The 26,568-nt window shown below is 60.3% G+C and carries 23 protein-coding genes; 11 read left to right on the top strand and 12 right to left on the bottom strand.

Annotated elements, in window-relative coordinates; all coding sequences use genetic code 11:
* Positions 1-157: 157 nt before the first annotated feature.
* From ACM6I0_RS28155 to ACM6I0_RS28120, 8 genes are all read right to left on the bottom strand, one after another.
* A complete protein-coding gene (locus tag ACM6I0_RS28155) occupies positions 158-1,159 on the bottom strand; it encodes a diguanylate cyclase domain-containing protein (RefSeq protein ID WP_414923810.1) in 1,002 nt (333 codons plus the stop codon).
* A gap of 48 nt (positions 1,160-1,207) precedes the next feature.
* Positions 1,208-2,218, bottom strand: a complete 1,011-nt coding sequence (locus tag ACM6I0_RS28150) for a chemotaxis response regulator protein-glutamate methylesterase (RefSeq protein ID WP_285429929.1) — start codon at positions 2,216-2,218, stop codon at positions 1,208-1,210.
* Entirely contained in the window at positions 2,215-4,506 is a 2,292-nt protein-coding gene (locus ACM6I0_RS28145) for a hybrid sensor histidine kinase/response regulator (RefSeq protein WP_414923809.1), read from the bottom strand. The genes ACM6I0_RS28150 and ACM6I0_RS28145 overlap by 4 nt, the downstream gene beginning before the upstream one ends.
* The gene (locus ACM6I0_RS28140; protein ID WP_285429927.1) at positions 4,503-5,192 is read right to left on the bottom strand and encodes a chemotaxis protein CheW; all 690 of its coding nucleotides are present in this window, start codon (positions 5,190-5,192) and stop codon (positions 4,503-4,505) included. The genes ACM6I0_RS28145 and ACM6I0_RS28140 overlap by 4 nt, the downstream gene beginning before the upstream one ends.
* Positions 5,189-6,451, bottom strand: coding sequence for a CheR family methyltransferase (locus ACM6I0_RS28135; RefSeq protein WP_414923808.1), 1,263 nt, complete (start codon positions 6,449-6,451; stop codon positions 5,189-5,191). The genes ACM6I0_RS28140 and ACM6I0_RS28135 overlap by 4 nt, the downstream gene beginning before the upstream one ends.
* Positions 6,448-6,984 carry a chemotaxis protein CheW gene (locus ACM6I0_RS28130; protein ID WP_414923807.1) on the bottom strand — a complete coding sequence of 179 codons (537 nt, stop codon included), beginning with the start codon at positions 6,982-6,984 and terminating at the stop codon, positions 6,448-6,450. Before ACM6I0_RS28130 ends, ACM6I0_RS28135 begins: the two co-directional genes overlap by 4 nt.
* Entirely contained in the window at positions 6,984-8,606 is a 1,623-nt protein-coding gene (locus ACM6I0_RS28125; protein ID WP_285429924.1) for a methyl-accepting chemotaxis protein, read from the bottom strand. Before ACM6I0_RS28125 ends, ACM6I0_RS28130 begins: the two co-directional genes overlap by 1 nt.
* Before the next feature lie 144 nt (positions 8,607-8,750).
* The gene (locus tag ACM6I0_RS28120; RefSeq protein WP_414923806.1) at positions 8,751-9,473 is read right to left on the bottom strand and encodes a tellurite resistance TerB family protein; all 723 of its coding nucleotides are present in this window, start codon (positions 9,471-9,473) and stop codon (positions 8,751-8,753) included.
* 176 nt (positions 9,474-9,649) lie between these two features.
* Here ACM6I0_RS28120 and ACM6I0_RS28115 point away from each other — a divergent pair, with 176 nt between their 5' ends.
* The 10 genes from ACM6I0_RS28115 to ACM6I0_RS28070 all read left to right on the top strand — a co-directional run bounded on the left by ACM6I0_RS28115 (position 9,650) and on the right by ACM6I0_RS28070 (position 20,330).
* Entirely contained in the window at positions 9,650-10,564 is a 915-nt protein-coding gene (locus tag ACM6I0_RS28115; protein WP_090187962.1) for a LysR family transcriptional regulator, read from the top strand.
* A gap of 100 nt (positions 10,565-10,664) precedes the next feature.
* On the top strand, positions 10,665-12,152 hold the full coding sequence (locus tag ACM6I0_RS28110; protein WP_285429920.1) for a gamma-aminobutyraldehyde dehydrogenase: 1,488 nt from the start codon (positions 10,665-10,667) through the stop codon (positions 12,150-12,152).
* A gap of 82 nt (positions 12,153-12,234) precedes the next feature.
* Entirely contained in the window at positions 12,235-13,386 is a 1,152-nt protein-coding gene (ydcS, locus tag ACM6I0_RS28105) for a putative ABC transporter substrate-binding protein YdcS (protein ID WP_285429918.1), read from the top strand.
* A 105-nt stretch (positions 13,387-13,491) separates the two neighbouring features.
* Entirely contained in the window at positions 13,492-14,529 is a 1,038-nt protein-coding gene (locus ACM6I0_RS28100) for an ABC transporter ATP-binding protein (RefSeq protein ID WP_090187970.1), read from the top strand.
* 1 nt (position 14,530) lies between these two features.
* Positions 14,531-15,478 (top strand): ABC transporter permease, encoded by a 948-nt coding sequence (locus tag ACM6I0_RS28095; protein WP_285429915.1) that lies wholly within the window; start codon positions 14,531-14,533, stop codon positions 15,476-15,478.
* Positions 15,468-16,310: an ABC transporter permease gene (locus tag ACM6I0_RS28090; protein WP_285429913.1), complete on the top strand. Its 843-nt coding sequence runs from the start codon at positions 15,468-15,470 to the stop codon at positions 16,308-16,310. Before ACM6I0_RS28095 ends, ACM6I0_RS28090 begins: the two co-directional genes overlap by 11 nt.
* Positions 16,311-16,486: 176 nt before the next feature.
* Positions 16,487-17,911: a gamma-aminobutyraldehyde dehydrogenase gene (locus tag ACM6I0_RS28085; protein ID WP_285429912.1), complete on the top strand. Its 1,425-nt coding sequence runs from the start codon at positions 16,487-16,489 to the stop codon at positions 17,909-17,911.
* Positions 17,912-18,136: 225 nt separating this feature from the next.
* Entirely contained in the window at positions 18,137-19,621 is a 1,485-nt protein-coding gene (locus tag ACM6I0_RS28080; protein ID WP_285429910.1) for an APC family permease, read from the top strand.
* Between the two features lie 192 nt (positions 19,622-19,813).
* Complete coding sequence (locus tag ACM6I0_RS28075) at positions 19,814-20,062, top strand: CopG family ribbon-helix-helix protein (RefSeq protein ID WP_414923805.1); 249 nt, start codon at positions 19,814-19,816, stop codon at positions 20,060-20,062.
* On the top strand, positions 20,040-20,330 hold the full coding sequence (locus ACM6I0_RS28070; RefSeq protein ID WP_414923804.1) for a type II toxin-antitoxin system RelE/ParE family toxin: 291 nt from the start codon (positions 20,040-20,042) through the stop codon (positions 20,328-20,330). The genes ACM6I0_RS28075 and ACM6I0_RS28070 overlap by 23 nt, the downstream gene beginning before the upstream one ends.
* Positions 20,331-20,381: 51 nt before the next feature.
* Here the strand turns inward: ACM6I0_RS28070 and ACM6I0_RS28065 are convergent, their stop codons facing one another.
* Positions 20,382-20,567, bottom strand: coding sequence for a hypothetical protein (locus ACM6I0_RS28065; protein ID WP_259151790.1), 186 nt, complete (start codon positions 20,565-20,567; stop codon positions 20,382-20,384).
* Between the two features lie 392 nt (positions 20,568-20,959).
* On the opposite strand from ACM6I0_RS28065, the gene ACM6I0_RS28060 reads away from it, so the two are divergent.
* A complete protein-coding gene (locus ACM6I0_RS28060; RefSeq protein WP_285429903.1) occupies positions 20,960-22,585 on the top strand; it encodes a glucan biosynthesis protein D in 1,626 nt (541 codons plus the stop codon).
* 206 nt (positions 22,586-22,791) lie between these two features.
* Here ACM6I0_RS28060 and ACM6I0_RS28055 read toward each other — a convergent pair whose 3' ends face one another.
* From ACM6I0_RS28055 to ACM6I0_RS28045, 3 genes are all read right to left on the bottom strand, one after another.
* Complete coding sequence (locus tag ACM6I0_RS28055; protein WP_414923803.1) at positions 22,792-23,898, bottom strand: NADH:flavin oxidoreductase/NADH oxidase; 1,107 nt, start codon at positions 23,896-23,898, stop codon at positions 22,792-22,794.
* Between the two features lie 245 nt (positions 23,899-24,143).
* Positions 24,144-25,853 (bottom strand): single-stranded-DNA-specific exonuclease RecJ, encoded by a 1,710-nt coding sequence (gene recJ, locus ACM6I0_RS28050; RefSeq protein ID WP_259151794.1) that lies wholly within the window; start codon positions 25,851-25,853, stop codon positions 24,144-24,146.
* Between the two features lie 66 nt (positions 25,854-25,919).
* Positions 25,920-26,462, bottom strand: coding sequence for a YaeQ family protein (locus ACM6I0_RS28045; protein WP_008151638.1), 543 nt, complete (start codon positions 26,460-26,462; stop codon positions 25,920-25,922).
* Positions 26,463-26,568 lie beyond the last annotated feature (106 nt).

The following is a 26,568-nucleotide window of genomic DNA, read 5'->3' as shown; positions in this document are numbered from 1 at the left end:
GGGCAGCACTCGTTGGCGAACTTTTGAAAGCCGGCGAGTATAACGTAATCAGGCTGTAACCGCAGCCCGCCTGGCGGCTTTAGGGGCGAATGGTTTGTACCGCACAACCCTGTGGGAGCGAGCCTGCTCGCTCCCACAATTTGAACCAAGTCGATCCTTATTCGATCCCCACCTGATTACGCCCATTGTTCTTGGCCCGATACAGCCCCTTGTCCGCCGCCGAAATCAGTTGCCGGCAATCGCTGCCTTGCTGCGGGATCATGGTCGACAGGCCGATGCTGATGGTCAGGCTCGAACCTTCGGTGGGGGCAATGTGTGGAATCTTCAGCGCGGCCACGGTCAGGCGCAGCTTTTCCGCCACCAGGCGCGCACCGCCCGGCGTGGTATTGGGCAGCACAAGAGCGAACTCTTCACCCCCATAACGCGCCGGCAGGTCCGAAGGCCGCGCACTGGCGTCCCGGATCGCCGTGGCGACTTTGCGCAGGGCCTCGTCGCCTTCCAGGTGGCCAAAGCTATCGTTGTAGGACTTGAAGTAGTCGACGTCGATCATCAGCAGCGACAGTTGCGTCTGGTCGCGTAGCGAACGGCGCCATTCCAGTTCCAGGTATTCATCGAAGTGCCGGCGGTTCGACAGTCCGGTCAGGCCGTCGGAGTTCATCAACCGCTGCAACACCAGATTGGTGTCGAGCAACTGCTGCTGGCTGACCCGCAGCGCGCGGTAGGCCGCGTCGCGCTGCAACAACATCATGTAGGAGCGCGAGTGATAGCGGATACGCGCCACCAGCTCGATGTTGTCCGGCAGCTTGACCAGGTAATCATTGGCCCCTGCGGCAAACGCCGCGCTTTTGATCAGCGGGTCTTCCTTGGTCGACAAGACAATGATCGGGATGTCCTTGGTCGCCGGGTGATTGCGGTATTCGCGCACCAGGCTCAGGCCGTCGAGGCCGGGCATCACCAGGTCCTGCAGAATCACCGTCGGCTTGATGCGGATCGCCTGCGCAATGGCCTGGTGCGGGTCGGCGCAGAAGTGAAAGTCGATATTATCCTCGCTCGACAACCCGCGGCGCACCGCCTCGCCGATCATCGCCTGATCGTCCACCAACAGCACCATGGCGGCGTTTTCGTCGGTTTTGAAGTCGTCGAGTTGTAAGTCAGTCATGGGCAGTCACCTGATTACTACTTGGGCCAGGATTACTGTGAAAAGCCGTCATTTCGAGAAAACCTCCAGCAATCGGGGCGCTATCTTTTCCAGTGGGCGAATTTCCATCGCCGCATCGATGGCCGCTGCCGCTTTCGGCATCCCGTACACCGCACTGCTGTTCTGGTCCTGAGCGATTGTCAGGTAACCCTGTTGGCGCATGAGTTTAAGCCCTTGTGCGCCGTCGCGCCCCATACCGGTGAGCAAAACGCCTACGGCGTCACCATTCCAGTAATTGGCCACGCTCTCGAAAAACACATCGATCGAGGGGCGATAGATCTCGTTGACCGGCTCGGCGGTGTAGGCCAGCGTGCCGTTTTTCAACAAGCGGATATGATGGTTGGTGCCGGCCAGCAGCACGGTGCCAGTCTGTGGCGGCTCGCCTTCCTGAGCCAGGCGTACGTTCAGGCCGCTGGCACTGCCGAGCCATTCGGCCATGCCGGCGGCAAATACCTGGTCAACATGCTGGACCAGGACAATCGCCGCCGGAAAATCGCGCGGCAAGCCCTTAAGCAACACTTCCAACGCCGCCGGCCCACCAGCGGATGAGCCGATAGCAATCAAGCGCTGACGGGTGGCGGAACCGCGCAGCGGGCCAGGAGCCGATCGCTCCCGATTGCCCTTGTCACCGATAAGCCAGCCAATGTTCATGATCTTGCGCAACAACGGGGCCGCCGCCTCTTGGGCGTTGCCGACGCCGAGGGCCGGGGTGTCGACCACGTCCAGCGCGCCGTGGCCCATGGCCTCGAACACCCGGTGGACGTTCTGCTGGCGGTCGACCGTGACGATGACGATGGCGCACGGGGTCTGCGCCATGATTCGCCGTGTGGCCTCGACGCCGTCCATGACCGGCATGATCAGGTCCATCAGAATCAAGTCGGGGGTAATGTCGGCGCAACGCTGCACCGCTTCCGCCCCGTTGCTGGCGACCCACACCACCTCGTGCGCCGGTTCAAACGCCAAGGCCCGGCGCAGGGCTTCTACGGCCATGGGCATGTCGTTAACGATGGCTATTTTCATACCCGCGCTCCTCCGATGAGCTCAACCACCGCATCAAGCAGGGCGTCGTCGTGAAAACTGGCTTTGGCTAGATAATAGTCGGCTCCGGCATCCAGTCCACGACGACGGTCCTCTTCTCGGTCCTTATAGGACACCACCATCACGGGCAGCGACTGCAGACGGTTATCCCGGCGCAACAAAGACACCAGTTCGATGCCGTCCATGCGCGGCATGTCAATGTCAGTGATCAGCAGATCGAAATCCTCCGAACGCAGAGCGTTCCAGCCATCCATACCGTCGACCGCCACGGCCACGTCGTATCCACGATTGAGCAACAGCTTGCGCTGCAACTCGCGAACGGTCAGTGAATCGTCGACCACCAGAATCCGTTTGCGTGCCGCTTCGACAGCTTGACTGCCGTGACGGGCAATTCGCTCCAGACGCCCGGTGTTGAGCAGTTTGTCTACTGAACGCAACATGTCCTCGACGTCCACGATGAGCACCACCGATCCGTCATCCAACAAGGCACCGGCGGAAATGTCCTGCACCTTGCCCAGACGCTCATCCAGCGGCAGTACAACCAATGTCCGCTCGCCAATGAACCGTTCGACCGCCACACCGTAAATCGCATCGCGCTCGCGGATCACCACCACTTTGAGAGTCTGCTGACTGTTTTGGTTCGCCGGACGCTGCAGCAGTTGACTGGCCGCGACCAGCCCGACGTGCCGACCGTCATGCCAAAAATGCTGGCGCCCCTCGATCTGAACAATGTCCGAAGGCTCCAGATCGCACATGCGTTCGATGTGCGCCAGCGGAAATGCGTAGGCCTCGTCACCGACCTCCACCACCAGACTGCGCACCACCGACAACGTCAACGGCACTTCAAGGTGAAAACGGCTGCCCTCACCCGCCGTCTGTTCCAGCACCACCGCACCGCGCAACTGACGGACCATGTGCTGAACCGCGTCCAGGCCAACGCCGCGCCCGGACACTTCGGTGACGGTGTCGCGCAGGCTGAAACCCGGCAGGAAGAGGAACGTCAGCAGCTCTTCCTCGCTCAACTGCTCGGCGGTTTCAGCGGGAGATAGCTGACGCTCGATGATGCTGCGTCGGACCTTCTCCAGATCGACGCCATGACCGTCGTCGCTCAATTCCAGCACCAACAGGCCGGCTTGATGGGAGGCGCGCAGACGAATCAAACCTTCTGGCGGCTTACCGGCCAGCAAGCGTTGTTCAGGAGATTCGATGCCGTGGTCGACGGCGTTGCGCAGCAGATGTGTCAGCGGGGCTTCGAGTTTTTCCAGCACGTCGCGGTCGACCTGGGTTTTCTCGCCCTCGATCTCCAGCCTTACCTGTTTTCCAAGACTGCGACCGAGGTCGCGGACCATGCGCACTTGCCCGCTCAACACGTCGGCAAAGGGCCGCATGCGACAGGCCAGCGCGGTGTCGTACAGCACCTGTGCGCGCTGACTGGCCTGCCAGGCGAACTCATCCAGCTCAGCGTTTTTTTCCACCAGCAGTTGCTGGGCTTCAGCCAGCAGGCGACGGGCATCACCCAAGGCTTCCTGGGCCTGGAGGCTCAAGGAATGCTCCTTGAGGTGGACATTCAGGTTTTCCAGGGCGCGCAGGCCGTTGTTCTGCAGGCGCTTGAGGCGCTGCATCGTGGCCAGGTGCGGCTTGAGACGCTGGGTTTCGACCAGGGATTTGCTCGACAGGTCGAGCAGGCTGTTCAACCGTTCCGCGGTGACCCGCAGCACGCGCTCGCCGTTATCAGTGGTGCGCCTGTTTTTGCGCGGCGGATCGACTGGGGCAACCGATGCAGGCTCGACGACCGGAACAAACACCTCGACGGCGGCCGCTTGCGGTTCACGCGCGGCCATGAACGGTGCGATGGGTGTACTCATGGGCGCAGCCAGCGCCAGCGGGTCCAGCAATGTCGCCATCAGCGCCACATACACGTCGATTTCCACCGGGGTGGGCGCGTGGGCCGGAGTCGCAATCCGCATCAGTAAATCAGTGCCTTGCAGCAAGGCGTCAATGTGCTCGGGACGCAAGTACAGGCGCCCTTCCTGCGCACTGACCAGACAATCCTCCATCACATGGGAAACGCTGACCCCGGCATCGACGCCGACAATCCGTGCCGCGCCTTTGAGAGAGTGGGCCGCGCGCATACACGACTCGAGGTGATCGGCTTGGGTCGGATCGCGCTCAAGCGCCAGCAGACCTGCGCTCAACACCTGGGTCTGGGCCTCAGCTTCGAGGCTGAACAATTCCAGCAACGAGGAATCACGCATTTGCTCGGGTGTCATGCGAGGCTCCGGGTCACGGCGGACAACAGCTGTTCTTCATCCAGCCAACGCAGGCTGCGCCCCTTGAATGGCAACACGCCGCGAGTGTATTTGCCGCTGGCCTGGGTGCCGGACTGCGAGGCGGCATCGAGAATACGCTCGTCGATGGCGTGAATCCCGTCCACTTCATCTACCGGCACCACCACGGGCCCGCCGTGAGCGGCAATGATCAGCATCCTGGGCATCACCCGCGTGCCGGACGCCACGTTACCGATGCCGGTGCCGTCGAGCCCCAGCAACTCCACCAGCGACAAGCACGCGACCAACGCGCCGCGCACATTAGCCACGCCGAGCAACGCTCGGGAGCGCTGGTGCGGCAAGGAGTGAATCGCTTGCAGCGGCGCGACTTCCACCAGCGTGCGCGTGGTCAGGCCCAGCCATTCTTCGCCGAGACGAAACATCAACAGCGAGCGGGTTTTCACGTCGGTTTCGACCACTGCCCTGACCTGCTCGAGGTCGTTCTGCTGCAAGGCGTAGCGATCCAGCAAGCGGGTGGCCGCAGCGGAATACACCGCGCAATTGCGGCAGTGAATGTGTTCGATCAGTAGCGGGCAGGACTTGTCACCGTGGATACCGATGCGGTTCCAGCAGTCGTCGATGGCCTGGGCATCTTCGTGGGTGAGGCTCAAGGTGTCGGAGGCGCTCATCGTTTACGCTCACTGTCGGCGCGTCCGTTTCTGGCGGCGCGGTCCTGCAATCGTCGGGCACCCGCCGTGTCGCCCAATGACTGCAGCAAGGCAGCCAAGTGCATCAACGCGTCGGGATGTTGCGGTTCGAGGTACAACGCTTTGCGATAAAACCCTTGGGCCTCCAGCACTTTACCGGCGACATCGCTGAGCAGCCCCAGCCAGTAAAACACCTGGGCCACGGGCTCATGATGCTCCAGATAGCGTTCACAGGCTGCACGGGCGTCGGCGCTTTTGCCTTCGTTGGCCAACGCGGTGATGTTCGCCAGCAATGCGGCGGCATCCGAAGCTTTCGGGGTGACGGTCGGCGGCGTGAGGGAGGTGAACGGACGATTGCGCACCGGCGTGGGTGTCACGCTGCGTACCGGTTGGCGCACCGGCAACGGCGTCGGAACGAAAACAGGCAGCGACTCCGGCGCCGGCGTGCTTTGGCGACTGAACGCAAACGACTGCGCAATGCCAATCGAGCGCATGCCAAAACGCCCCAGCAAACTGCCTTCGGCCGGTCCGATAAACAGCACGCCGTCGATATGGGTCAGGCGCTTGAGGACCTCAAAGACTTGCTGCTGGGTCGCTTGATCGAAATAGATCAGCAGGTTTCGGCAGAACACAAAATCATAGGGCGGCTCGCTGGCCAGCAACGCCGGATCGAGCAGGTTGCCGACTTGCAGACGCACCTGTTCCAGCACTCGCTCGCTGAGGCGATAACCGTCGCTTTCCACGGTGAAATACCGCTCGCGAAACGCGAAGTCTTGACCACGAAACGAATTTTTCCCGTACAGCGCGCGCTTGGCCTTTTCCACCGACAGCGGACTGACGTCCATGCCTTCGACTTTGAACTGATGCGGTTTCAGCCCGGCATCGAACAAGGCCATGGCGATCGAATACGGTTCTTCGCCAGTGGAACACGGCAGGCTGAGAATCCGCAGCGCGCGCATGTGATTGATCTCGACCAACCGTTTGATCGCCAGTTTCGCCAACGTGGCGAAGGATTCCGGGTAACGGAAAAACCAGGTCTCGGGGACGATCACGGCCTCGATCAGCGCCTGCTGCTCGTCTTGAGAACCTTGCAGCGTGTGCCAGTATTCATCGGCCGTCAGCGCTTGGGACGCAGTGCTGCGTTGGCGCACCGCGCGCTCGATAATCGCCGGGCCCACCGACGTCACATCCAGGCCAATTCGTTCTTTGAGGAAGTCGAAAAAACGCTGATCGCTGCTCATGGCCGCTCCTCAAGCAGCGCCAGGTCCAGCGGTGGCGAGGGAAACAGCAGCGCGCGCACCTGCTCATCAAGCAAATCGGTTACACGCACCCATTGCAGCAAACCCTGCGCGTCTTCACGAACCGGCCCAAGATAGGGTGCCAGGCGATTGTCCAGGCCGTAGGGCTTAAAGTCCGCCGGGTTGCAGCGCAAGGTATCGGTGGCCTGCTCCAGAATCAGCCCGAGCAAGGTCGAAGGTGTCACATCGTCCGGCCGATAGTGCACCAGAACCAAACGCGTGCTGGTACGGATCTGCGCCGGCTGGCCGAACGTCAGCGCGCTGAGGTCGATCACTGGCACCACTGCGCCGCGATAGGCAAAGACCCCGGCAACCCAGGCCGGCGCTTTGGCAATCGGTTTCAATGGCAGGCGCGGCAACACTTCAGCCACCTCGATCGCCTGCAAGGCAAAACGCTCGCTGGCGATGCGAAACACCAGGAACAACGCCTGCTTCGCGGGCATCACCGCGCCACGCTTGAGCGCCAGTTCGCTCATCAGACTTTGAATCGCGAAACGCCGCCACGCAGCCCAATGGCCACCTGGCTCAATTCATCGATCGCGAAACTGGCCTGGCGCAGGGACTCGACGGTCTGGCTGCTGGCATCGCCCAACTGCACCAGCGCATGGTTGATCTGTTCCGCACCGGTGGCCTGCGCCTGCACACCTTCGTTGACCATCAACACCCGCGGCGCCAGCGCCTGGACCTGATGGATGATCTGCGACAGCTGCTCGCCGACCTGCTGCACTTCGGACATGCCGCGCCGCACTTCCTCGGAGAACTTGTCCATGCCCATGACCCCGGCCGACACTGCCGATTGAATCTCACGCACCATCTGTTCGATATCGTACGTGGCGACGGCGGTCTGGTCCGCCAGTCGCCGTACTTCAGTGGCGACGACGGCAAACCCGCGCCCGTATTCACCGGCCTTCTCGGCTTCGATGGCGGCGTTCAGGGACAGAAGATTGGTCTGGTCAGCGACCTTGACGATGGTCACGACCACTTGGTTGATGTTGCCGGCCTTCTCATTGAGGATCGCCAGTTTGGCGTTGACCAGATCCGCCGCGCCCATCACCGCGTGCATGGTCTCTTCCATGCGGGCCAACCCTTGCTGCCCGGAACCGGCCGCCACCGAGGCCTGATCAGCGGCGGTGGAGACTTCGGTCATGGTGCGCACCAGGTCACGGGAAGTGGCCGCGATTTCACGGGACGTCGCACCGATTTCAGTGGTGGTGGCGGCGGTTTCCGTGGCGGTGGCTTGCTGTTGTTTGGAGGTGGCGGCGATTTCCGTCACCGAGGTGGTGACTTGCACCGACGAGCGCTGGGCCTGGGACACGAGCGAGGTGAGCTCGGTCATCATGTCGTTGAAGCCGGTTTCCACCGCACCGAATTCGTCTTTGCGCTCCAGGTTCAGGCGGCCACTGAGGTCGCCGGTGCGCATGATTTCAAGGATCTGCACGATCCGGTTCATCGGCGCCATAATCGCGCGCATCAACAACAGCCCGCAGAAGCCCGCCGCCAGAACCGCGACCAACAGGGAAATGCCCATGATGACTTTCGCGGTAAACACGGCATCATCGATGGTGGCGATGTCCTGGTCGGCCACCTCTTTGTTTTCCCGAATAATGTCATTGAGTTTCATCCGACCTGCGGTCCAGGCCGGGGTCAGTTGCTCGTTGAACAGCTTGATCGCTTCATCGTCCTGATTGCGCTTGCGCAGGTCGAGCACCGAAGCCAGGACCTTGTTGTAATCGGCATGGAGCTTTTCAAAAATGGCGTACTCGACCTTGTCTTCTTCCGTGGTGACGGTGTCCTGATAGTTCTTCATCTGCTCCAGCAGACGCGCTTCGAAGTTTTTGAAGCTCTCGGCTTCTTCCGCGCTGTAGCCCTGCCCCTCTTTCAAACCAAGCATTTCCTGGGTTCGAAAGTAGGTGTCGACCCAGGCGCTGCGAACCATCGAGCTGTAATACAAACCGGGAAGTGCGTCATCACGAACACTGGCCTCGCTGGTCTCGATCTTCAACAGCCGGGAATACGAGACGACGACCATCAACAGCATGATGGCGATGATTACCGCAAAGCTCGCCAAAATGCGTTGGCGCAACGTCCAGTTCTTCACAGTCATTCCTCGGAGCGATTCAAATGCTGCGCAGTATAGCCGAGGGTGTTGCGTTTATAAGACAGCTGTCATTCCACTGCTCAATCTGACGAAACCCCGATCAGGCCCCCGGTGTCGGCCGTTGCACGTGCAAACCCAGAGGGTTCAAGTCAACGCCTGACGTACCTGCTTCTCCAGTTCAGCCTTCAACCCCGGCTCCAGCTTCAGTTGCCGCGCCAATTCGTCGAGGTAGGACTTCTCCATGAAGCTCTCTTCATCCACCAGCATCACACTGGCGATGTACATCTCGGCGGCCATTTCCGGCGTGCTGGCAGCACGGGCGACTTCCGCCGGGTCGAGTGGCTTGCTGAGTTCGGCATGCAGCCATTGCTGCAATTGCTGATCGCTGTCGAGTTTGGTGAATTCGCCTTCGATCAACGAACGTTCGCGGTCATCGACATGGCCATCGGCTTTGGCGGCGGCCACTAACGCTTTGAGGATTGCCTGACTGTGCTCTTCAACTTGCGCTGCCGGCAAACGATCAAGCGTTTGCGGTTCGGTTTGAGGGGCCGCGCCCTGCTGGACCTGCCAGTTGCCGTACGCCTTATAAGCAATCACGCCCAATGCCGCGAGGCCGCCGTAAATGGCGACTTTGCCGCCGACTTTGCGAACCTTCTTGCTACCCAGCAGAAGCCCCATGGCCCCGGCGGCCAGCGCGCCGCCTCCTGCACCCGAGAGCAAGCTGCCGAGGCCGCCCGAACCACCGCTGCCACCGAGCAATCCGCCCAAGCCACCGCTGGACGCCTTGTTCTGTGCGCCGCCGGCCTTGTTCTGCAACAGGTCCTGACCGGACTTGAGGAGTTGATCGAGCAATCCACGCGTATTCATTTTTACCGCCTCCACGAAACGGGTTAACCGGACACTTGAGGCCACGAGCCTAGATCGAAAGTGCCCGGTCTCTCCCGGCGAGAGTGCTTCTGAATGTTGCCTTGTCAAAAGTGGCTATCGAATAAAAAGATATACACTCGATTAAATCTATAAAAACCGCCCACCGGGTATTGCCCATGATGACTCTGCGTCAAATCCGCCATTTCATCGCTGTGGCCGAGACCGGCTCGATCTCCGCCGCTGCGCAAACCGCGTTCATTTCCCAATCGACCTTGACCCTGGCGATCCAGCAACTGGAAGAGGAGATCGGCGTCAGCCTGTTTAACCGACACGCCAAGGGCATGAGCCTGACCCACCAGGGCCATCAGTTCCTGCGCCAGGCACACCTGATTCTCGCCACCGTGGACAACGCCAAACGCAGCCTGCAACAAAGTACCGATCAGGTCGCCGGCCAATTGATCATCGGCGTAACCAGCCTGGTGGCCGGTTATTACCTCGCGGACCTGCTCACCCGCTTCCAGCGCGCCTACCCCAATGTCGAGATCCGCGTGATGGAGGACGAGCGTCCATACATCGAGCATTTGCTGGTCAGCGGCGAGATCGATGTCGGCGTGTTGATCCTCTCCAACCTCGAAGACCGCCACGCCTTGCAGACTGAAGTCCTCACCCACTCACCCCATCGGCTATGGCTACCGGCCCAGCATCCGTTGCTGGAACACGACAGCATCAACCTCGCCGATGTGGCCCGCGAGCCGCTGATTCAGCTGAACGTCGATGAAATGGACCGCAATGCCCAGCGCATGTGGTCCGCCGCTTCGCTGCAACCGCGCATCACCCTCAGAACCGCCTCGACGGAAGCCGTGCGAAGTCTGGTGGCGGCCGGTCTGGGGGTTTCCATCCAGCCCGACATGACCTACCGCCCTTGGTCGCTGGAGGGCGACATCATTGAAGCGCGGCCGATTGCCGACCTGAGCCAGACCCTCGATGTCGGCCTGGCCTGGCGTCGCGGCACGGCGCGCCCGGCGCTGGTAGACCCATTCCTGACGGTCGCTCGCGAGCAGCCTCACGGCGGGCGCAAGCCATCTATTTAATCGAACGCCACCTTCAGTATTTAGAATTTGTCGACCTCGGGCCCGCGCACTAGTCTTGGTACATCTATAAGACGGCCGCGCCCCAGTCACAGGGAGCAGCATGGCCACACAAGAAAAGAGAACCCGAAAAATGGCTGGCGCGCAGACCCCGTTGTTCACCGCGTTATTGATCGATGGCGAATTGGTCGCGGGCCAGGGTTTTGTCGAACCGATCCTCAACCCGGCGACCGGTGAAGTGCTGACGCACATTGCCGAAGCCAGCACCGAGCAAGTCGAAGCCGCGATTCACGCCGCCCACCGCGCCTTCGCCGGTTGGTCGCGGACCACGCCGCAACAACGCTCGAACCTGTTGCTGGACATCGCCAACGCCATCGAAAAACAAGCCGACCTCCTCGCCCGCCTTGAATCCCTGAACTGTGGCAAGCCGTTGCACCTGGCCCGCCAGGATGATTTGAGCGCGACGGTCGACGTGTTCCGCTTCTTCGCCGGTGCCGTACGCTGCCAGACCGGCCAGCTCAGCGGCGAGTATCTGCCGGGCTACACCAGCATGGTCCGTCGCGATCCGATTGGCGTGGTCGCATCGATTGCGCCTTGGAACTACCCGATCATGATGGCCGCGTGGAAAATCGCCCCGGCCCTCGCTGCGGGTAACACGCTGGTCTTCAAGCCGTCGGAACACACGCCGCTGTCGATTCTGGCCCTGGCGCCCGCGCTGGCCGAGATCCTGCCGCGCGGGGTGATCAACATTGTCTGCGGCGGCGGTGAAGGCGTCGGCAGCCATTTGGTCAGTCATCCCAAAGTACGCATGGTCTCGCTGACCGGCGACATCGTCACCGGGCAGAAAATCCTGCAAGCCGCAGCCAAAACCTTGAAGCGCACCCACCTTGAACTCGGCGGCAAGGCGCCGGTGATCGTCTGCAACGATGCGGACATTCAGGCGGTGGTCGAAGGCGTGCGCACTTACGGCTATTACAACGCCGGCCAGGATTGCACCGCCGCGTGCCGGGTTTATGCTCAGGCCGGGATTCACGACCGCTTGGTGGCCGAACTCGGCGCGGCGGTCAGCAGCCTGCGCTTTGCCGGCAAACGCGATGCCGATAACGAGATCGGCCCACTGATCAGCACCCGCCAACGGGACCGCGTGGCCAGTTTTGTCGAACGCGCCCTCGGCCAGCCACACATTGAACGGGTGACCGGCGCGGCGGTGCATTCCGGTGCCGGCTTCTATTACCAGCCGACGCTACTGGCCGGTTGCAAGCAGAGCGATGAAATCGTCCAGCGCGAAGTGTTCGGGCCGGTGGTCACCGTGACCCGTTTCGATGAACTTGAACAAGCGGTGGATTGGGCCAACGATTCCGAATACGGCCTCGCCTCCTCCATCTGGACCCAGAACCTGGACAAGGCGATGCAGGTCGCGGCGCGCTTGCAGTACGGCTGCACCTGGATCAACAGCCATTTCATGCTGGTCAGCGAAATGCCCCACGGCGGCCTGAAACGTTCGGGTTACGGCAAAGACTTATCCAGCGATTCGCTCCAGGACTACAGCGTGGTGCGGCACATCATGGCGCGCCACGGACAGCATCTCTGACTACGCTAATAACAAGCCGCTAACGGCATGCTTCACCACGTTCACAACTGCCCCGACCATAATTAAAGAAGAGGGAATTCCCATGTTCGTGCACAAGACCGCACTGCTCAGTGCAATCACCACCGCGCTGTTGGCCAGCGCCAGCCTGCAGGCCGCCGAACCGATGAAGGCGGTCGGTGCCGGCGAAGGTCAGCTGGATATCGTGGCATGGCCCGGCTACATCGAACGTGGCGAAAGTGACAAGGCATACGACTGGGTCACCGGTTTCGAGAAGGAAACCGGCTGCAAGGTCAATGTGAAAACCGCAGCAACTTCCGACGAGATGGTCAGCCTGATGGCCAAGGGTGGCTACGACCTGGTGACCGCCTCGGGCGACGCCTCGTTGCGGTTGATCGTCGGCAAGCGTGTGCAGCCGATCAATACGGCGTTGATTCCGAACTGGAAAAACATCGATCCGCGTCTCAAAGATGCGCCTTGGTACGTGGTTAATAAGCAGACCTACGGCACCCCTTACCAGTGGGGCCCGAACGTGTTGATGTACAACACCAACGTGTTCAAGACCGCGCCAACCAGTTGGGGCGTGGTGTTCAACGCGGAAAACCTGCCGGATGGCAAACCAAACAAAGGGCGCGTGCAGGCCTATGACGGCCCGATCTACATCGCCGACGCCGCGCTGTACCTGAAAACCGCCAAGCCGGAACTGGGTATCCAGAACCCGTATGAACTGACGGAAACGCAGTACAAAGCTGTGCTCGATCTGCTGCGCGCCCAGCAGCCGCTGATCCACCGATACTGGCATGACACCACCGTGCAGATGAGCGACTTCAAAAACGAAGGCGTGGTGGCCTCCGGTGCATGGCCGTATCAGGTCAATGGCCTGATGAACGAGAAGCAGCCGATTGCTTCGACCATTCCAAAAGAAGGCGCCACCGGTTGGGCCGACACCACGATGTTGCACGCCGAGGCCAAGCACCCGAACTGCGCTTACAAGTGGATGGACTGGTCGCTGACCCCGAAAGTCCAGGGTGACGTGGCGGCGTGGTTCGGCTCTTTGCCTGCGGTACCGGCGGCATGCACCGGCAGCGAATTGCTCGGTGCCGAAGGTTGCAAAACCAACGGTTTCGACCAGTTCGAGAAGATCGCCTTCTGGAAAACCCCACAGGCCGAAGGCGGCAAGTTTGTGCCGTACAGCCGCTGGACCCAGGACTACATCGCGATCATGGGCGGCCGCTAAGCCCTCATCGCGAGCAGGCTCACTCCCACATGTAAACGCATTCCAATGTGGGAGCGAGCCTGCTCGCGATGCTTTTAAAGATTCAGATTTTCGGAGCACCGCACCATGACGCTTGCAGTCCAGTTCACCAACGTTTCCCGTCTATTCGGCGAAGTGAAAGCCGTAGACCGGGTTTCCATCGACATCCAGGACGGCGAGTTTTTTTCCATGCTGGGCCCTTCCGGCTCCGGCAAAACCACCTGCTTGCGCCTGATCGCCGGGTTTGAACAACCGAGCGCAGGCTCCATCCGAATCCATGGCGAAGAAGCCGCTGGATTGCCGCCGTATGAGCGTGACGTCAACACGGTGTTTCAGGATTACGCCCTGTTCCCGCACATGAACGTGCTCGACAACGTCGCCTACGGTTTGAAAGTCAAAGGCGTTGGCAAGGCCGAACGCCAGAAACGCGCCGAGGAAGCCCTCGACATGGTTGCCCTCGGCGGCTACGGCGAGCGCAAGCCGGTGCAACTGTCCGGCGGTCAGCGCCAGCGTGTGGCACTGGCCCGCGCCCTGGTCAATCGCCCACGCGTGCTGCTGCTCGACGAGCCATTGGGCGCGCTCGATTTGAAGCTGCGCGAACAAATGCAGAGCGAACTGAAAAAGCTGCAACGCCAACTGGGCATCACCTTCATCTTCGTCACCCACGACCAGACCGAAGCGCTGTCGATGTCAGACCGTGTAGCCGTGTTCAACAAGGGTCGCATTGAACAGGTCGACACACCGCGCAACCTGTACATGAAACCGGCGACCACCTTCGTCGCTGAATTCGTCGGCACCTCCAACGTGATTCGCGGTGATCTGGCGAAGCAATTGAGCGGCAATCCACAGCCGTTTTCGATTCGCCCGGAACACGTGCGTTTCGCCGAAGGTCCGTTGGCCAGTCATGAGATTGAAGTCAGCGGCGTGCTGCATGACATTCAGTACCAGGGCAGCGCCACGCGCTATGAACTGAAGCTGGAAAACGGCCAGACACTCAATATCAGTCAGGCCAACGTGCAGTGGCTGGACGTCAGCGCCCAGCACCAGACCGGGCAGCGCATCAATGCTCGCTGGGCGCGCGAAGCGATGATCCCGCTGCACGACACCGTTGTTGGCGGGGTGTGAGATGACCAGCGTGGCTATCCCTCAAACCCCGGCCAGCGGCTCGCCGTTGCGCAGGTTTTCCAACCTGCTGTATCGCCGGCCGAACTTTTATCTTTCGTTGCTGCTGGTGCCGCCGCTGCTATGGTTCGGCGCGATCTACCTCGGTTCGCTGCTGGTGCTGCTGTGGCAGGGTTTCTACACCTTTGATGACTTCACCATGTCGGTCTCGCCAGAACTGACCCTGGCGAATTTCACCGCACTGTTCCAGCCGTCAAACTTCGACATCATTCTGCGCACCTTGAGCATGGCCATTGTCGTGTCCATCGCCAGCGCCGTCGTCGCGTTCCCGATTGCCTATTACATGGCGCGTTACACCACGGGCAAGACCAAAGCGTTTTTCTACATCGCGGTCATGATGCCGATGTGGGCCAGTTACATCGTCAAGGCGTATGCCTGGACCTTGCTGCTGGCCAAGGGCGGCGTGGCGCAGTGGTTCATTCAACACCTTGGCCTGGAGCCAGTGTTGCACTTCGTACTGGGCATTCCGGGCGTGGGCGGCAGCACATTGTCGACCTCGCACCTGGGCCGCTTCATGGTGTTCGTCTACATCTGGCTGCCGTTCATGATCCTGCCGATCCAGGCGTCGCTGGAACGCTTGCCGCCGTCGCTGCTGCAAGCGTCCGCCGACCTCGGCGCCAAACCGCGCCAGACCTTCATGCAGGTGATTCTGCCGCTGTCGATTCCGGGCATTGCCGCCGGTTCCATCTTTACCTTTTCCCTGACCCTGGGCGACTTCATCGTGCCGCAACTGGTGGGCCCGCCGGGCTACTTCGTCGGCAGCATGGTGTATGCCCAGCAAGGCGCTATCGGCAACATGCCGATGGCCGCGGCCTTCACGTTGGTGCCGATCGTGTTGATCGCCATCTACCTGACCATCGTCAAACGACTGGGGGCCTTCGATGCGCTCTGATGTGAAAAAACCAAAGCCTGAAAAGCAGGGAGATCAAGCGTCACTGGGCTTGCGGATCGCAGCGTGGGGCGGGTTGGTGTTTCTGCACTTTCCGATCCTGATCATCTTCATGTACGCCTTCAATACCGAAGACGCGGCCTTCAGCTTCCCGCCCAAGGGCTTCACCCTGAAGTGGATCGGCGTGGCGTTCGCACGGCCGGACGTACTGGAAGCGATCAAGTTGTCGCTGCAGATTGCAGCCGTCGCCACCCTGATTGCGCTGGTCCTCGGCACGCTGGCGTCAGCGGCGTTGTACCGGCGTGATTTCTTCGGCAAGCAAGGCATTTCACTGATGCTGATCCTGCCGATTGCCTTGCCCGGGATCATCACCGGGATCGCGTTGCTGGCGACCTTCAAGACGCTGGGGATCGAGCCCGGGATGTTCACCATCATCGTCGGTCACGCGACCTTCTGCGTGGTGATCGTCTACAACAACGTCATCGCCCGCTTGCGCCGCACGTCCCACAGCCTGATCGAAGCCTCGATGGACCTCGGCGCCGATGGCTGGCAGACCTTTCGCTACATCGTCCTGCCGAACCTCGGCTCGGCGCTGCTGGCCGGGGGCATGCTCGCGTTTGCGCTGTCGTTCGACGAAATCATCGTCACCACCTTCACCGCCGGCCATGAACGCACCCTGCCGCTGTGGCTGCTCAACCAGCTCAGCCGCCCACGGGACGTGCCGGTGACCAACGTCGTCGCGATGCTGGTGATGATGGTGACCATGCTGCCGATTCTCGGCGCCTATTACCTGACCCGTGGCGGTGAAAGCGTGGCGGGCAGTGGCGGGAAGTAACAACGACGATTAGTCACTATGAGAACCGAATCCAGGGTGGGAGCGGGCTTGCTCGCGAAGGGGCCATCACATTCAAAATTGATGTTGGCTGATACACCGCTTTCGCGAGCAAGCCCGCTCCCACCCTGGATTCGGTTCCTTCAGGAAAAAACAATAGCTTCGAAGAGGACAATGCCATGCAAACCAAACTCTTGATCAACGGCCAACTGATCGACGGCGACGGCCCCGCCCAACCCGTCTTCAACCCGGCGCTGGGCCGTGTGCTGGTGGAAATCAACGAAGCCAGCGAAGCCCAGGTTGATGCCGCCGTGCGCGCCGCCGACAGTGCATTCGAAGGCTGGTCTCAAACCACGCCGAAAGAGCGCTCGCTGCTGCTGCTCAAACTCGCCGACGCCATCGAAGCCCACGGTGAAGAGCTGGCCAAGCTGGAGTCGGACAACTGCGGCAAGCCTTATAGCGCGGCACTCAATGACGAGATCCCGGCGATTGCCGACGTGTTCCGTTTCTTCGCCGGGGCCAGCCGTTGCATGAGCGGTTCGGCGGGCGGCGAATACCTGCCGGGCCACACCTCGATGATTCGCCGCGACCCGGTCGGCGTAATCGCCTCGATTGCACCGTGGAACTACCCGCTGATGATGGTCGCGTGGAAAATCGCACCCGCCTTGGCCGCCGGTAATACCGTGGTGCTCAAGCCGTCGGAACAAACCCCGCTGACCGCGTTACGCCTGGCCGAACTGGCGTCGGAGATTTTCCCCGCCGGCGTGCTTAACCTGGTGTTTGGCCGTGGTCCTACCGTCGGTAGCCCACTGGTCACCCATCCGAAGGTGCGCATGGTCTCGCTCACCGGTTCGATTGCCACGGGCTCGAACATCATTTCCAGCACCGCCGACAGCGTCAAACGCATGCACATGGAGCTGGGCGGCAAAGCCCCGGTGATCATCTTCGACGACGCCGACATCGACGCCGCCGTGGAAGGCATTCGCACCTTCGGCTTCTACAACGCTGGCCAGGACTGCACCGCCGCCTGCCGCATCTACGCGCAGGAAGGCATTTACGAAAAATTTGTCGAGAAGCTTGGCGCGGCCGTCAGCAGCATCAAGTACGGTTTACAGGATGATCCGTCGACCGAGTTGGGGCCGCTGATCACTGCGCAGCATCGCGACCGCGTGGCCGGCTTCGTCGAGCGCGCCGTGGCTCAGCCGCACATCCGCTTGATCACTGGCGGCAAGGCTGTCGACGGCAATGGTTTTTTCTTTGAGCCAACGGTGCTGGCCGACGCCCAGCAGGACGACGAAATCGTACGCCGCGAAGTATTCGGCCCCGTGGTTTCGGTGACCAAATTCACCGATGAAGCGCAGGTACTGGGTTGGGCCAACGATTCGGACTACGGCCTGGCGTCGTCGGTCTGGACCTCGGATGTTGGCCGCGCGCATCGCTTATCTGCGCGCTTGCAGTACGGCTGCACCTGGGTGAATACGCACTTCATGCTGGTCAGTGAAATGCCCCATGGCGGTCAGAAACTGTCCGGTTACGGGAAGGACATGTCGATGTACGGGCTGGAGGACTACACCGTCGTTCGGCATGTGATGTTCAAGCACTAAACGCATCGCGGGCAAGTCTCGCTCCTACAGGTTCACCGCAGTACCTGTGGGAGCGAGCCTGCTCGCGATGGCAACACCGCACTATCAAGGAAGAAGCCGGCACAAGCAGCACCAGGTTCCACGCCAAAGAAGCCAAAACAATAACCACCGATCCGGGCAGCGCCTTACGGCCCCGCCACGGTTTCGGACATCCGAAATCTGCCGATTTTCCGGAGCTTACACACCATGAGTGCACTACCCGAACTCTCCGCAGCCGTCGCCGACAGCGATGCCGAGCAGCTACGCAAACTGGGTTACACCTCCAACTTCAATCGCAGCATGAGCCTGTGGGAAAACTTCGCCCTGGGCTTCACTTACCTCTCCCCTGTCGTAGGGGTGTATACCCTCTTCGGTCTGTGCCTGGCCGCCGGTGGACCACCGATGTTCTGGGCCTATTTGCTGGTCGGTTGCGGCCAATTGCTGGTGTGCCTGATCTTCGGGGAAGTGGTTTCGCAATTCCCGATTTCCGGCGGCGTCTACCCATGGGCTCGCCGCTTGGTGGGCAAACGCTGGGCGTGGATGGTCGGCTGGATCTACTCCATCGCCCTGTGCGTGACCATTGCTGCCGTTGCCGTCGGTGCCGGTCCTTACCTGGCCGCGATGATGGGCTTTGAGCCAAGCAACAACACCAACATCGTCATCGCGCTGTTCCTGACGTTGTTCGCCACCCTGATCAACCTGAGCGGCACCAAAATGCTCGCGCGGATCGCCATGTTCGGCTTCATCTGCGAGCTGGTCGGCGCGGTAATTGTCGGCGTTTACCTGCTGGTCTTCGAGCGCCACCAGTCAATCAGCGTGCTGTTCAACACCTTCGATATCAGCGTTGATGGCTCGTATCTGCCAGCCTTCCTCACCGCCTCGCTGGCGGGGATGTTCCTGTACTACGGCTTCGAAGCCTGCGGCGATGTGGCCGAAGAAACCCCGAATCCGAGCAAGCAGATTCCAGTGGCCATGCGAATGACCATCTACATCGGCGGCATCGCAGCGATGTTCGCCTGCCTGGCGCTGATCCTCGCCGTACCGGACATGCAAGCCGTGATCAACGGCACCGACAAGGACCCGGTCACCACCATCCTCAACAACGCGTTCGGCCCGGTCGGTTCGAAAGTGGTGATGGGCGTGGTGATGATTTCGTTCATCTCCTGCGTCATCAGCCTGCAAGCGGCGGCGAGTCGTCTGCTCTACTCCTACGCTCGCGACGAAATGGTCATCGGCAGTTCACTGCTCAAGAAGATTTCTCCTACGACCCAGGTTCCGGTGGCGGCACTGTTCGTCTCCGGCGTCCTGCCAGCGCTGATCATTATCCTGGGCTTCTTCCTGCAAGATGCCGTAGCAACCATCGTCAGCTTCGCAGCCATCGGCATCTACCTGGCCTTCCAGATGATCGTTCTCGCGGCGCTGTATGCGCGCCTGAAAGGCTGGAAACCCAGCGGCAAATTCACCCTTGGCGCTTGGGGCTGGGTGGTCAACATCGGCGCGCTGGTCTACGGCGTCGGCGCGATCATCAACATGGCCTGGCCACGCACGCCGGATGCGGCGTGGTACATCAACTACGCGATGGTGTTGAGCACGGCCATTGTTATCGGGCTGGGGTTGATCTACATGTGGATTGCCAAGCCGTATGACCACGGCAAGGCGCCTGCGGGGGATGCTTGGAAGGTTAGTCGGTAATTGAGTTTCGCCCCGGTGCCATCAATGACAGCGGGGCACTCATTGCATTTCGAAATACATCCCCTCCTCCCGTTCTGCTTTCGCCCGCTAAGGTTTCTTCAAACCAATGCACGGAGATCGGTTGACGAACAAGCCAGTAAGTCCTAGGGTGTTTACGTCGTTTACAACGTATACATTTCTAGGAGAGCCACCATGGCCTCGCCCGTTTTGTCTTTTCGAGTTGAAGAAACGCTCGCCCAACAGCTTGATAGTCTGGCAGCGGCCACTGATCGAGATCGTCAGTATCATCTCAAGCGTGCATTGGTTCGATATGTAGAAGCCGAGTCATGGCATCTGCAAGCCATAAGCGACGGCATAAAAGACGCCGACGCAGGAAAACTCACCGATCTGGATGCCGTAAAGGCTAAGTGGGCAAAACGTGCCGAGCGTAGTACTGACTGAAAAAGCTGAAAGTGACCTCGATTCTATTCATGAGTATTACCAAGGCGCTCTTGGTGCAGATGCCGCGTTGGAGGTCGTAGCAATTTTTCTGCAATCCTTCCATCAACTGGAGCAGTTTCCAGGGTCAGGAAGGCCTTCAGTAGTACCGGATGTACGTGAGCTGGTAATCGGTCGTTATCCATTTATCGCTCCCTATCGATTGATGCATGGCCAGATACAGGTACTGCGAGTTCTGCACCAACGGGCAGAGCGATCGCAAAACTGGTAATCGGCGACATTCAGCCGCAACACTACCGCCGCGGCTGAAAGTCGTACTTCCTCAAAACCGCGAAACAGTCCGCATCGCATCCACCAGATACCGCATCGCAATCCGGTCGCTCTCCGATAACTCGCGATACCTTTCCAACAATTTCATTTCGTCCGTACTGAGCCGGCGCCTTCGCCGCTCGGTCGCCAGGCAAGGAAAGATGCCCAGCAATTGGGTGATGCCTTGTACTTTCGTCATGGACGATGTCCTTCTATAAGCCCGAGAAAACTTCAAAAACCGCATCGCCCTCTCCTTTTTGTTTGTCGCCGGCCTGAAGGGCAGAAACCGGTCATGAACACAGAATAGGAACATTCGCGGCGCTGAAAAGCGGTTTTTAGAGTAATTAGTCAAAAAAAGCAGAAATGCCCTATGAATCAGAAAGTGCTGTGGGAAAACTTCACCAACATCTCTTGTTTCATTGCTGAATGACCAAAGGGCTACCAATCATTTTTTCTCGATAACCGAACGGTTTAAGCTATTTGTTATCTGTTTAGAGTCCGTTGCGTTTGGCCGAAGGCATGTCCGAACCGATATTTTTGATCCAGCACGTGCCAGGAACGGCGCGGGATTGTTCACGACAGGTTGTACTTATGCATCGCAGGAATTTGCTCAAAGCGTCCATGGCCATTGCGGCTTACACCGGTTTATCGGCGTCTGGCCTGATGGCCGCGCGTGCCTGGGCAAGCAATGGCACCGCTGATGGCGACGCCCAGGCGTTCGATTTCGAGGCGCTGAAGATCCAGGCCAAGCAACTCGCCGGCAACCGCTATCAGGACACCAAGCAAGTTCTGCCGCCGACACTGGCGACCATGACGCCACAGAATTTCAATGCGATCCGCTACGACGGCAACCACTCGTTATGGAAAGACTTGAACGGTCAGCTGGACGTGCAGTTTTTCCACGTCGGCATGGGTTTCAAGCAGCCGGTGCGCATGTACAGCGTCGATCCCAAGACGCGGCAGGCCCGTGAAGTGCATTTCCGCCCTTCCCTGTTCAACTACGAAAAAACCACGGTGGACACCAAGCAGCTCACGGGCGATCTGGGGTTTTCCGGGTTCAAGTTGTTCAAGGCACCGGAACTGGACCGCCACGATGTGCTGTCCTTCCTCGGCGCCAGCTATTTCCGTGCGGTCGATGCCACGGGCCAGTACGGTCTGTCGGCCCGCGGACTGGCGGTCGATACCTACGCCAAGAAGCGTGAGGAATTCCCCGACTTCACCAAGTTCTGGTTCGAGACGCCGGACAAGGACAGCACCCGCTTCGTGGTCTACGCCCTGCTGGATTCGCCAAGTGCCACCGGCGCGTACCGTTTTGACATTGACTGCCAGGCCAACCAAGTGGTCATGGGCATCGACGCGCACATCAATGCGCGGACCGCCATCGAACAATTGGGCATCGCACCGATGACCAGTATGTTCAGCTGCGGTACCCACGAGCGCCGGATGTGCGACACCATTCATCCGCAGATCCATGATTCGGATCGCCTGGCGATGTGGCGTGGCAACGGCGAGTGGATCTGTCGTCCGCTGAACAACCCGGCGACCCTGCAATTCAACGCCTTCGCCGACACCGACCCGAAAGGTTTCGGCCTGGTGCAGACCGATCACGAGTTTGCCAGCTATCAGGACACCGTCGACTGGTACAGCAAGCGCCCGAGCCTGTGGGTAGAACCTACGACGGCGTGGGGCGAAGGCTCTATCGATCTGTTGGAAATTCCTACAACCGGCGAAACCCTGGATAACATCGTCGCGTTCTGGACCCCGAAAAAACCGGTCGCGGCCGGTGATTCCCTGAACTACGGCTACAAGCTCTACTGGAGCGCGTTGCCCCCGGTCGGCACACCGCTGGCGCGGGTCAACGCAACCCGTTCGGGCATGGGCGGCTTCACCGAGGGCTGGGCGCCGGGCGAGCATTACCCTGAGGTCTGGGCGCGCCGGTTTGCCGTGGACTTCACAGGCGGCGGTCTGGACCGCTTACCGGAAGGCGCGGGGATCGAGCCGGTGGTGACGTGCTCCAACGGAGAGGTCAAGGACTTCAACGTGCTGCTGCTCGATGACATCAAGGGTTACCGGATCACTTTCGACTGGTACCCGACCAATGACAGCGTGGCGCCGGTAGAACTGCGGTTGTTCATTCGCACCAATGACCGCACGTTGAGTGAAACCTGGTTGTACCAGTATTTCCCGCCGGCACCGGATAAGCGTAAGTACAGCTGATCGTCAGTGGGTGTCTGGGCCGGCGTCATCGCGAGCAGGCTCACTCCCACAGGTGATCTTCGCTGGATACAAAATCTGTGTCTCATGAAAATCCTGTGTGGGAGCGGGCTTGCCCGCGATGAGGCCAGCTCAAGCGCTGAATATCCTTCAGAAAAAAAAAGCCCCGATCAACTCGATCGGGGCTTTTTTGCTTTTTACAGCATCATTCAATCACGCAAATCAGACTCATGAATCGGCTGATCGCGATGTGTCGCCCGCTGATACTGCGCCGGCCAGGTGGCCTTGCGGCCACCCAGGTCATCATCGGCATGCAACGGCCAGTAAGGGTCACGCAACAACTCACGCGCGAGGAAGATGATGTCGGCCTGGCAGGTGCGCAGAATGTGCTCGGCCTGCGCGGGCTCGGTAATCATTCCTACTGTGCCGGTGGCAATGCCTGACTCCTTGCGCACCCGTTCGGCGAAGCGTGTCTGATAACCAGGCCCAGTAGGAATCTCGGCATTGGCCGCTGTGCCACCGGACGACACATCAATCAAGTCCACGCCCAGATCCTTGAGACGACGCGCCAACTCGACGGTTTCATCCGGGTTCCAGCCGTCTTCCACCCAGTCGGTGGCCGACACCCGTACGAACAACGGCAGTTCTTCAGGCCACACCGCACGCACCGCTTCGGTGACTTGCAGCACCAGCCGGATCCGGTTCTCGAACGAGCCGCCATATTGGTCGCGGCGCTGATTGCTCAGCGGCGAAAGAAACTGATGCAACAGGTAACCGTGGGCCGCATGGATTTCGACGACTTTGAAACCGGCAGTCAACGCCCGCTTGGCCGAGGCGACAAAGGCCTTAATGACCTCAGCGATCTGGCCGTCATCGAGTTGCTTGGGCGGCGTGTGCTGCGGGTCGAAAGCAATCGGCGAAGGACCGACCGGGACCCAGCCACCGTCGTCGGGTTTGACGCTGCCATGCTTGCCGAGCCACGGCCGATGGGTGCTGGCCTTGCGTCCGGCGTGCGCCAATTGAATACCGGCCACCGCGCCTTGAGCGGTGATGAAACGGGTGATGCGTTGCAACGGTTCGATCTGGTCATCGTTCCACAGGCCGAGGTCTTCGGAGGTGATGCGCCCGTCGGCCGTGACCGCCGTGGCTTCGGTGAACACCAGCCCGGCGCCGCCGACAGCGCGACTGCCGAGGTGGACCAAGTGCCAGTCATTGGCCAGTCCATCGACGCTGGAGTACTGGCACATTGGCGATACCGCGATGCGGTTGAGCAGGGTCAATTGACGAAGGGTATAGGGTTCAAGCAGCAGACTCATGGGGCACCTCTCGAATCAGTGGGCAGGCTCCAGGGTTCTGTTTGAAAAGTCGACGAGTGACAGGAAAAAGGTAGAGCACCCGCCCCCGCGGGCAAAAAATTCGACAAGACGTCACAAGGATTATCAAGCAGTGCTTAGAGCCTAGTCGACATCGGGGGATGAGGGAGGGTTCCGGGGGATATTTGGCGTCAGGTAGATCGCTATCGCGGGCAACCCCGCTTCCACAGGGTTTGCCCGCGACGAAGTCAACGGGGCTCTATATGGGCAATCATCAATTGCACCGTCTCGTTCCCACGAAACTCGTTGAGGTCGAGTTTGTACGCCAGCTCTACCCACTTGATGGTGGGATTTGGCCAGATATCACGGTCGATACCGAACGCAATGCCATCCAGTTTCACCGAGCCGCATTCGCTTTTCAGCACCACTTTGAGGTGCCGCTCGCCGACAACGCGCTGCTCGACCAACTGAAACACGCCATGAAACAACGGTTCGGGAAAGTGCTGCCCCCAGGGTCCGGCATGGCGCAAGGCACGCGCCAGTTCGAGGTGGAATTCTTCAACCGCCAATACCCCGTCCGACAGCAGCCGTCCGGTCAGGTCTTCTTCGCGCAATTGCCTGCGCACTTCGGCGTCGAAAGCCTCGGCGAACAACGGGAAATTCGCCTCCGGCAACGTCAAGCCGGCCGCCATCGCATGGCCGCCGTATTTGCTGATCAGGTTCGGATGCTGCGCCGCCACCACGCTCAGGGCATCGCGAATATGGAAACCCTGGACCGAACGTCCCGAACCCTTGAGCAAGCCATCTCCCGCATCGGCAAAGGCAATCGTCGGACGGAAATAGCGCTCTTTCATACGCGAGGCGAGGATTCCGATGACACCTTGGTGCCATTCTGGATCGAACAGGCACAAGCCGAACGGCATCGACTCGACCGGCAGGTCCTTGAGCTGAGCCAGCGCTTCACGCTGCATGCCCTGCTCGATGGATTTGCGGTCCTGGTTCATGCCGTCGAGCTGCACAGCCATTTCCCGCGCCAATCCTGCGTCGTCGGTGAGCAGGCATTCGATGCCCAGGCTCATGTCATCCAGGCGCCCCGCCGCATTCAGGCGCGGGCCGACAATGAAGCCCAGATCGGTCGAGGTGATTCGCGCAGGCTCACGCTTGGCGACTTCGAGGATCGCCTTGATCCCCGGCCGTGCGCGCCCGGCACGAATGCGCTCCAGGCCCTGGTGCACCAGAATCCGGTTGTTGGCATCCAGTGGCACCACGTCGGCGACGCTGCCGAGCGCCACCAGGTCCAGCAATTCTCCGATGTTCGGCTGCGGCTTGCTTTCGTACCAGCCAAGGCTGCGCAAACGCGCGCGCAGCGCCATCAACACATAGAAAATCACCCCGACGCCGGCCAGTGCCTTGCTTGGAAACCCGCAACCCGGCTGGTTGGGATTGACGATGGCGTCGGCCAGCGGCAGCTCATCGCCGGGCAAGTGGTGGTCGGTGACCAGCACTTTGAGCCCGGCCTTTTTCGCCGCCGCGACGCCTTCAACACTGGAAATGCCGTTGTCCACGGTGATGAGCAACTGTGGCGTGCGCGTCAGCGCGACTTCGACGATTTCCGGGGTCAGGCCGTAGCCATATTCGAACCGGTTCGGCACCAGGTAATCGACGTGCGCCGCACCTAGCAGGCGCAACCCCAAGACGCCCACGGTACTGGCGGTGGCGCCATCGGCGTCAAAGTCGCCGACGATCAGAATCCGCTGACGCTGTTCCAGCGCCACGACCAGCAAATCGACCGCTGCATCGATGCCTTTGAGCTGCTGGAACGGGATCAGCCGCGCCAGGCTCTTGTCCAGTTCAGCCTCCGACTGCACGCCACGCGCCGCGTACAAGCGGGTCAGCAGCGGCGGCAGATCACCGAGGAATGGCAGGGTGTCGGGCAACAGGCGAGGTTCGATGCGCATGGGGTGACAGGTGCTTCTCTTGAATACGTAGGATAAAACCGGACAAAGCGGAACAGCGACGAATAATCAGCCGCGTTCGCCGCTCAGCCACTGCAATTGGACTTCGTGCTGACCACGGTCGTCGGTGACGAAAATAGTCCCTTCGCTGATCATCACGTCCCACTTGATAACGCGCGGCATGTCTTTGGCCAGGGTTTCCAGCACGTCTTGCGGCACGGCGGCGATGTGCACGTTTTTCAGGTTTTTGATCGCCGGGATCACTTTGGTTTCCCAGACGCGCAAGCTGCCGTAGGCCAGCAGGCTGGTACGCTCGGTGCGGCGCGAGCACCAGGTCAGGCGATCGGCGTCTGGCTGACCGACTTCGATCCAGTGCAGGACACGGTCATCCAGGCTTTTTTCCCACAGGGCTGGCTCATCCACGTCCGACAGACCGCGACCGAACGACAGTTGCTCGTTGTACCAGAAGGCGTAGGCCAGCAGCCGCACGGTCATGCGCTCTTCGGTTTCCGAAGGGTGACGGGCAATGGTCTGCTTCACGGACTCGTAGACGCTGCGGTCGAGGTCGGTGAGGTTCAGTTCAAACTTGTAGGTCGTGGACGGCTGGGCCATGAACGGGCTTCTTGATACGAGGAAAGGCGGCAAGTCTAACCGATGCGGTAGGCAATCAACGAATTGAAGGCGATCAACCTTGGTTGTCTGACGTTGGGCTATGTTA

Source organism: Pseudomonas sp. IT-P294 (assembly GCF_949767865.1).
Taxonomy (GTDB): Bacteria; Pseudomonadota; Gammaproteobacteria; order Pseudomonadales; family Pseudomonadaceae; genus Aquipseudomonas.
The sequence above is the reverse complement of the archived record's forward strand: the minus strand, read 5'-3'. Positions and strand labels throughout refer to the sequence as shown.